Annotated in this window: 7 protein-coding genes; all 7 read right to left on the reverse strand. The window is 44.0% G+C overall.

Going from position 1 to position 7,646, the window contains the following annotated elements; all coding sequences use genetic code 11:
* Nucleotides 1-47: 47 nt before the first annotated feature.
* The 7 genes from AB4517_RS00130 to AB4517_RS00160 all read right to left on the reverse strand — a co-directional run bounded on the left by AB4517_RS00130 (nt 48) and on the right by AB4517_RS00160 (nt 7,257).
* On the reverse strand, nt 48-1,226 hold the full coding sequence (locus AB4517_RS00130) for a tetratricopeptide repeat protein (protein WP_372147655.1): 1,179 nt from the start codon (nt 1,224-1,226) through the stop codon (nt 48-50).
* Nucleotides 1,223-1,843 carry an energy transducer TonB gene (locus AB4517_RS00135; RefSeq protein ID WP_372147658.1) on the reverse strand — a complete coding sequence of 207 codons (621 nt, stop codon included), beginning with the start codon at nt 1,841-1,843 and terminating at the stop codon, nt 1,223-1,225. Before AB4517_RS00135 ends, AB4517_RS00130 begins: the two co-directional genes overlap by 4 nt.
* A 19-nt stretch (nt 1,844-1,862) precedes the next feature.
* Entirely contained in the window at nt 1,863-2,267 is a 405-nt protein-coding gene (locus tag AB4517_RS00140; RefSeq protein WP_004739212.1) for a biopolymer transporter ExbD, read from the reverse strand.
* Nucleotides 2,264-2,824 carry a MotA/TolQ/ExbB proton channel family protein gene (locus AB4517_RS00145; RefSeq protein ID WP_010429842.1) on the reverse strand — a complete coding sequence of 187 codons (561 nt, stop codon included), beginning with the start codon at nt 2,822-2,824 and terminating at the stop codon, nt 2,264-2,266. Before AB4517_RS00145 ends, AB4517_RS00140 begins: the two co-directional genes overlap by 4 nt.
* Entirely contained in the window at nt 2,824-4,200 is a 1,377-nt protein-coding gene (locus tag AB4517_RS00150) for a MotA/TolQ/ExbB proton channel family protein (protein WP_372147659.1), read from the reverse strand. The genes AB4517_RS00145 and AB4517_RS00150 overlap by 1 nt, the downstream gene beginning before the upstream one ends.
* On the reverse strand, nt 4,200-4,967 hold the full coding sequence (locus tag AB4517_RS00155) for a DUF3450 domain-containing protein (protein ID WP_102333605.1): 768 nt from the start codon (nt 4,965-4,967) through the stop codon (nt 4,200-4,202). The genes AB4517_RS00150 and AB4517_RS00155 overlap by 1 nt, the downstream gene beginning before the upstream one ends.
* Before the next feature lie 193 nt (nt 4,968-5,160).
* Complete coding sequence (locus tag AB4517_RS00160) at nt 5,161-7,257, reverse strand: TonB-dependent siderophore receptor (protein WP_372147661.1); 2,097 nt, start codon at nt 7,255-7,257, stop codon at nt 5,161-5,163.
* Between the last annotated feature and the right edge of the window lie 389 nt (nt 7,258-7,646).

A 7,646-nucleotide genomic window follows, 5' to 3' on the forward strand; every position in this document is an offset into this window, starting at 1 on the left:
TTGTTGGTTCTTATGTGCTGTTCTTGTCTTCTGTTTGCGATGAGCTGTTAGACGTTTCCGTTATCACTTACCGTTCTTAGCTGAGTCAGATATTTAATCCAACCTTTTGCCTCAGAAGAAGGCTCAATGTTGTTCGCACGTTTCGCTTGAGCAAGAGCATTATCAAGATTCTTTAGCTTGTACCATGAACGTACTTTCGCTAAAGCAACATCAGCTTGCTTGTTCTTGTCTTTCACTTTATCCAAAACAACCAGAGCACGATCGTAGTAACCTTGCTGAACCAGTAATTGAGCCACATTCCAATGATATTGCGTGTCCTTTTTAGACGCTAACGTCCATACTTCAATAGCACTGTCCCACTCTTTCGCTAACTGCCAGTAGGTTGCTTGCTCAGCCAGGAGTTGAACATCGCTGTTCGCATCATCTAACTTAGCGATCTCTTGTGCTGCACGCTCTGGAATACCACGTTTAGCATAAAGCTGAGCCAGTAATCGGCGGTCTGAGTTTTTCAGCTCTACCCCTTGAAGATCAGCCAACGCTAGTGTGTTCAATGCATCGCGGTTACGCTCTAGTCTTAACTGAATACCCACAAGTTGACGCCACCAGTTGTCTTTTTCTGGCTGAAGTTCAATCAGGCTTTCCAGTGTTTGAATAGATTGCTTCCATTGCTTTAACTGTAGTTGTGCACCCAATTTTAGCGAAAGAGGCGACAGTTCTGATTTCGCATTGAACTTGTCGCGATTACCAATAGCAACCAGTACTTTTGACCAGTTTTCGATTTGGTATTCCGCTTGTGCAATTCGCATCCAAAGCACGTCTTTCTTTTCTGCCTCTGGCGCTGTTTTTACTAACTCGTAGTAATGTGGAAGCGCGTTTTTGAACTGTTGATCGTTTAATAACAGATCCGCAAGCATACGCTTCGTTATCCAAGCTTGTTCATCCACCAGCAAATTGGTATCGACGGCGTATGTAAGCTGCTTAATCGCCTTATCGGTTTTGCCATCTTGCCAGTAAAAAACACCTAGCATACGAGCTACGTACGCTTTGTCGTAGCCCTTAGAAAGCTCTAAACCTTCTAGTACGTCAATGGCCTGTTTAACCTGTTCATCTTGAGCAAGCTTATGCGCCTTTTGAACACTAATAGCAGTATATTGGGTTAGCTCTTGTGCCTGTGTTGTAAGGGGCATTAACAACAAGCCCACTAATATCCATATATGTTTCATCATTTTGCCAACTTAAACTCTAGTTTCACGGTTTGACCAACCTGAGCTATCGCTTTTCCATCGACGACTTTCGGTTGATATTTCCATTTTTTAAGTGCTCTCATCGCTTCACGTTCAAACATACGACGTGGGTTTGCGTCAGTGACTTGAATGTCAATTGGACGTCCCGTTTCATCGATAGTAAAAGACATAATCACATGGCCTTCAGCTCCACGCTTAAGCGCTTTCGCTGGATAACGAGGCTCTACTCGATACAAAGGCATTGCTTGTTGGTTTGACCCAAAATCAGAGAATGTCGGTGCGTTAATCGCTAAGCCATCAATGGATGTGTTCAAATCCAATGAAGGCAAAGAAGACATCGAATTCAGAGGCGTAACTTCAGCTTGTAACTGAGACGTTTGCGCTTCCGGTGGCGGCTCTGGCATTTCTGGTTTTTCAGGGACTGCGCGTTGTCTTCTTTGAACTTCTTGTTCTTGTTCCACCATTACCATGTTGAAACTTAACGTCTCGCTATCGTCTGGTGAACGTTGGTGGCCATTATCGACCATCCAAGCCATGAAAGAAAACAGCGCTAAGCCCAACGCGCCCGCTAGCGGTAAAGCAAGAAATAGGCGAATCATTTATGAAGATCCTCCAAGATCATCGCTTATCAGCAGCAAGCGCAATGTTTTTAACACCTGCACCTTTCGCGGCATCCATCACTTTAACAACAGTACCGTTGTAAGCGTGTTCATCCGCTTGAATAACCAAAGAAGCATCAGGTTGTTCTAGCAACAAGTGCTCTAACGTCGCTTGGACACGTTCAACATCTACGACACGCTTGTCGATGAAAATGTCGTTTGCAGAAGTAATCGCAACAAAGATGCCTGCATCCTTTTGGCTTACTACGTTAGAAGCTTGTGGGCGATTGACTTCCACCCCTGACTCACGAACAAATGAACTGGTCACAATAAAGAAAATAAGCATGATAAAGACAATATCAAGCATCGAAGTAAGGTCTATTTGAGCCTCTTCGTTTTTAGAATGACGTCGACCGAGTCTCATCGTTGACTCCTTAAAGATTTTTCTAATTTCAATTCTAAGCGGTTACATACTTTCGCTAAGCGAGCGTGAACGAACATGCCCGCTAACGCTGCAACCATGCCTGCCATGGTTGGCAGTGTTGCTAACGAGATACCTGAAGCCATCAATTTAGGGTCACTGCTGCCTTGTGTCGCCATAACATCAAAAACAGAGATCATACCGGTTACAGTGCCTAGCAAGCCCAACATCGGGCAAATAGCGACTAACAGCTTAATAAAATTCAAGTTTTGGTTAAGCAAGATACTCGCTTGCCCTAACCAACCTTCACGAATGGCTTTGGCATGCCAAGAAGAGTGATCTTCTCTTTCATGCCATTTCGCTATCCAAGCTTGGCGTTGCTTAGGAAAGTAGAACGCAAGATAAAGCACACGTTCTACCACAAGCACCCAATACACTAGGACGACAGCCGCTAGCCACCACAGGACGAAACCGCCCTGCTCCATAAAGCTTGATAAAGACAGCAGCCAGTCACTCGTTAACCAACTCGCTGGTAATAGAGAACCCGACAAAATATCCATTACGCAGCAGTCCCAACTGGTGAAACAACAGCGTTTGATTCAAAGGTCTTTTCAGCCTGCTCAGCAACAAGACCAATACCTTGCTTCTCAAGAATATTGCGAATGTTTTCTGCTTGAGTGCTAAGAATGTTGTGTGCCAGTAGAAGAGGCATTGCCGCAACCAGACCAAGTACCGTAGTTACAAGCGCCATCGAGATACCACCCGCCATAACTTTAGGGTCGCCATTACCAAACTGAGTGATCACTTGGAATGTTTCGATCATGCCGGTTACTGTACCTAAAAGGCCCAACATTGGTGCTAGTGCCGCCAATAGCTTAAGCATCGATAGACCTTTCTCTAGGTGAGTCTGCTCATCAACTACCGCTTCTAAAAGTCGCAACTCTAACGCTTCAACCGTTTGGTTTTGTTCCTTGTTGTACATCGCAAGAACACGACCTAGTGGGTTATCACCCGCTTGCTCAGGGTTCTTAAGTTGCGCGCGAATTTTCTGGCGTGCGATAGCAAGAGAGACACCACGAACTAATGCGATGATTAGACCAATAGCTAGTAGGCCAAGAATCACTTTACCAACCACACCACCCGCTTGTAGACGGTCAGTTAAACTTGGCGTAAGTGCTAATTGCTCTAGCATAAACCCGCGAGAAGGATCGACAACCACGTTAGATACTTCACCATTCGCTAACGAAGAAAGTGACGCTAACGTTGGACCATTTTGTGGTTGCTTAAGGTAAGCGATCGCATCTTCACGCTGAGTGTTCCAGCTAACATAGCCTTGCTCTGTCACAAGACCAATCGAACCTAGTCGGTAAGCGTCAACCTTGTTTGTATTGCCTTCACCATTAATGAATGCAATTTGAGATTTGCTAAGCTCAGAGCTCGCTTGGATCTGTTCAACCATGCTCATCCACAAACCGGTCAGCTGTGGCATTGAAGGCAGTGATTTAGCATCAATGATTTGATCAACAGTTGCAGTGTGTTCAGCACGATCAACACTATTCACGGTTGAGCTAAGCTCTGCGCCGAGTTCTTTTGCGTTTTGACGAACGACACCGAACAGCTCGCCTAAGCTACCGGTTTCTAAACGCAGCTTCTCTTCTAAGCGAGCAAGCTTGTTTTCGTTATCACTGAACGTTTGAGTCAGAACATCTGTCGCACCTTGGATAGACGTACGCTTCGCTTCAAGCTGAGCTTTGATCGCTTTCAGTTCTTGTTCTGTCTTTTTGAAATCAGCTTCACGCACTACGTTGTGAGAAGCTTGAGTACGGTTTTCTGATTTTGCTTTGTTAACGAGCTGAGCCGTTGAGTCTGAAGCTGAGAAAGCAGAAAATGAAAGTGATGTAATGCAAAGCAATGCTGCTAATGATTTTAAGTTCATTACTTAACCTCCGCAACAATTAAAGAAACAGGTAAAGTAATCAAGCTTGGGGCAGCTTGTTGGCCAGCAATATCGTACGCTTTATCTAGCTCAGACTTCATAGAAGAATCAAGTTCTTGCCATTGAGCTTCTGTTTGATTCCAAGCCCAGTATTGGCTGCCATTTAGGTTACGAGCAACTAAAGAGATACGACCTAAGTGCAGAACATCTGCCTCGATTGTTTTATCACTCGCCAATGCGACACGACCTTGGTAAACACCCAACTTAATGCCGTAGTCCATCTCGATTTGGTATGCCTCTAGGATACGGCGGTATTTCTCAGCGTCACTTACGTCAGCACGAGTCATCATTGCTTGTAGCTTTTCTACTCTTTCTAGACGCTGTTCTTTCTTAATCGGCACGTCTTTCTCTACCAACTGTTCAAGACCATCGATCATTTGATACATCAATGGCACAACACCTTGGCGTGTGTATTTGATTTCTTCGATCTGCTCTTCAATGCTTTGAGCTTCTTGGTTTTGGCTTTCAACCAATGCAGCAAGGTGATCGTGATAGATTTCTAAGTTTTTAACTTCTTCTTGCAGACGCTCAATCTCAGCTTGCAGCATTAAAGTCGCTTGTGAGCTTTTATCAATAACCTTTTGGCTCGAAGCCGACGCGTTATTGGTCTTGTTTTGAATTGATTGAGCTTGATCCAAGCTGTTTGCCATAGAAGACGTTGCAACCAAACTGATGGCAAGCGCTAGGCTAGTTTTTAAAAGATTCATAATTGTAGTCATTTACTATAGAAGAAGGTCAAATACATTTTATTGATAAATACTATTATTGATAAGCACTCTCATTATCATTAAAAGTCACTCGCATTACTAGGGATATTTTACTGAATAGCAGAATCACGAAAGGAGAAAGCCGAAACTTTCCCCTTAGTATTTAGGCTAACAATAGTACCCTACTAACAAATTAGTATTTTACCTGTAAAGTCGCCATGTAGTTACGGCCTTCGCCGATTACTACGTCTTCAGCAAATTGGTGGTTTGAAGATGTTGAACCGCCACCCGCTAGGTATTCTTTATCAAATACGTTCTCGACTGTTAGACGCGCTACGAAATCAAGAGAATCGTCGTACTTAAGCGTGTATGCAACACCCATATCTACACGTGCATAGCCATCTTTCTTGAAAGTGTTCGCACTGTCACCGTAACGAGAACCTTCGTAGATAAGACCTAGGTTCACATCAACTTCGTTTGTTGCTGCATAGGTAGACCAAACGCTTGCTGCAAACTCAGGTACGTCAACTGGACGGTTACCTTCATACGTTTCATGGTTCGTGATTTCAGCATCTAAGTACATTGCAGAACCAGACATAGAGAATTTTTCGGAGATAAAGCCTTGCGCTGCTAACTCAGCACCACGGTGAACTTGTTCGCCACCTTGTGTCTTCGTCCAATCGCCTGATGAAGTGTCTTCTACATCCATTGAAATGTTTTCTTGGGTAATATCGAATACCGCACCAGAAACGAATAGACGTTCGTCCATCAGTTCCCACTTAGTACCGACTTCGTAAGACACGCCCGTTGCTGCGTCAAGAAGTTCGCCATCGTTGGTGTAGTTGCGGCTTCCGCTAGACACAACACCTTGTGGTTCGAAACTTTCAGAGTAAGAAGCGTAGATACTACCGTTTGATGCTGGGTGGTAAATCAGGCCAAGCTTAGGCGCTACATTTTCTTCTGCTACGCCATCACTTACTTTACGGTCGAAACGAGCACCCGCAAGAACTTGCCATTCATCATTAATAGTAATCAAATCTTGGATGTAGAAGCCCCAAGTATCGTAAGTACTCATCTTACCTAGCGATGTTGGACCCACTGACGGCGCTGGTACTGTTGCATCTGGTGCGTATTCAGCGCTGCTGAAGCGATCCATACCACGGTAATAGCTGTAGCCTAACCAGTTAGCACCGAATAATAGTTGGTGCTCTGTGCCCGCAAGATCAGCGGTTGTTGTTAGATCAACGTAAGCCGTTCTGAAACGCCATTTGTCATGACGGTAGTTACCGCCTTGAGTCACGGTGCCCGTACCATCAGGATTCATATTTGAAAAGCTTGGGTAGCTTTCCATATCAATACGTTCGAAATCTTGGTAGTTGAAACCTGTTTTTAATGACCATGTATCAGTCAGGTTAGCAGCAATATCAAAACCTACGTTCTCAACATCGTTTTCAATCTGTGACCACTGCGCATCCCAGATATGCTTGTCGCTACCCACTCGGTTGCCGTCTAGTGTGTATAGTGCACCAGAATCTACGCTGCCTTCGTCGTTGGTCTTATCGTAGTGAACAGAAACCATTACGTCTTCAGTTACATCGTAATCAACGAATACACCACCAACAAAACGTTCTGTTTGTGGTTCAGTTCCGTCACCATAAGTTCTCCAAGAGCCGTAGCTTTCTTTAGATAGAATCGCGCGACCACGTAGAGTTTCAGCGTCGTTCAAAGCGCCACTTACGTCTACCGTTGTACGAGAATGGTCATTAGAACCAATATCTTGGCTAACACTTACTTGCGTATCGTAAGTTGGCTTTTTGCTTACCATGTTGATCAAACCACCTGGTGCAGAAATACCGTAAAGAAGACCAGAAGGTCCTTTTAGTACTTCAACACGCTCTAGCAGTTCGATTGGTTGACGGTAGTGAGACCAATGTTGCTGGCCATTTTTAAGGAAGCCCGAAGAGCTTTCTACCGAGAAACCACGTAGAGAGAAACGTTCACGGTTACGGCTTGTACCGCCAGCACTTACACTCGCGTCATTCTTAAGCACGTCACCAAGCGTTGTTGCACGCTGTTCATCGATGATTTGCTCATCGATTACTAAAACTTGTCCCGGAGTCTCTAATTGAGTCGCCTCCATGCGGATTGCTGTTGTGTTCGTGTCGGCTTTATAACCGTAGTCACGACCTTCAACAACCATATGCTCGTCTGTTTTTACTGTTTCTGCCAATACTGCTGGTGAAGCTAATACTGCGCCGATCACTAAAGCCAATGGGCTCTTTGAAAACATGTCCTTTACTCCGCTTTTATTCTTTTAGACGAACACTTTGTTATTTATTCGATGTGTTCGCTGAACCGTTGCCGGTACCACTGAATTATTTCGGGAGTGAATATAAGTGATAACTATTACCATTTGCATTAAATTTACATTCTTTGCATTCGTAAAGTTTTGTAAAGGCCTGTCGGTGAGTCATATTTGAGGAGTTCAACAAAACCATTCAATACAAATAGTTAAGGCTCATGGACGTAAATCGACTGGTTATCTTCACCGAATTTTTTGAAACAACGGTATTTGTTCAGTCAATTGAAGACGTGAAGATTGATAAGAAAATCATCTCTTCTTATTTACTACCTTTGAAACGACAAATTTATGTATAAAACCCTCGATAGATGTAAATT

The sequence above is a fragment of the Vibrio sp. 10N.222.52.C3 genome (assembly GCF_041474195.1).
Lineage (GTDB): Bacteria > Pseudomonadota > Gammaproteobacteria > Enterobacterales > Vibrionaceae > Vibrio > Vibrio crassostreae_C.

Excerpts from the sequence above, each read along its gene's own strand:
- AB4517_RS00160 (WP_372147661.1), bottom strand. The coding sequence starts at position 7,257 with ATGTTTTCAAAGAGCCCATTGGCTTTAGTGATCGGCGCAGTATTAGCT.
- AB4517_RS00145 (WP_010429842.1), bottom strand. The coding sequence starts at position 2,824 with ATGGATATTTTGTCGGGTTCTCTATTACCAGCGAGTTGGTTAACGAGT.
- AB4517_RS00150 (WP_372147659.1), bottom strand. The coding sequence starts at position 4,200 with ATGAACTTAAAATCATTAGCAGCATTGCTTTGCATTACATCACTTTCA.
- AB4517_RS00135 (WP_372147658.1), bottom strand. The coding sequence starts at position 1,843 with ATGATTCGCCTATTTCTTGCTTTACCGCTAGCGGGCGCGTTGGGCTTA.
- AB4517_RS00140 (WP_004739212.1), bottom strand. The coding sequence starts at position 2,267 with ATGAGACTCGGTCGACGTCATTCTAAAAACGAAGAGGCTCAAATAGAC.
- AB4517_RS00130 (WP_372147655.1), bottom strand. The coding sequence starts at position 1,226 with ATGATGAAACATATATGGATATTAGTGGGCTTGTTGTTAATGCCCCTT.
- AB4517_RS00155 (WP_102333605.1), bottom strand. The coding sequence starts at position 4,967 with ATGAATCTTTTAAAAACTAGCCTAGCGCTTGCCATCAGTTTGGTTGCA.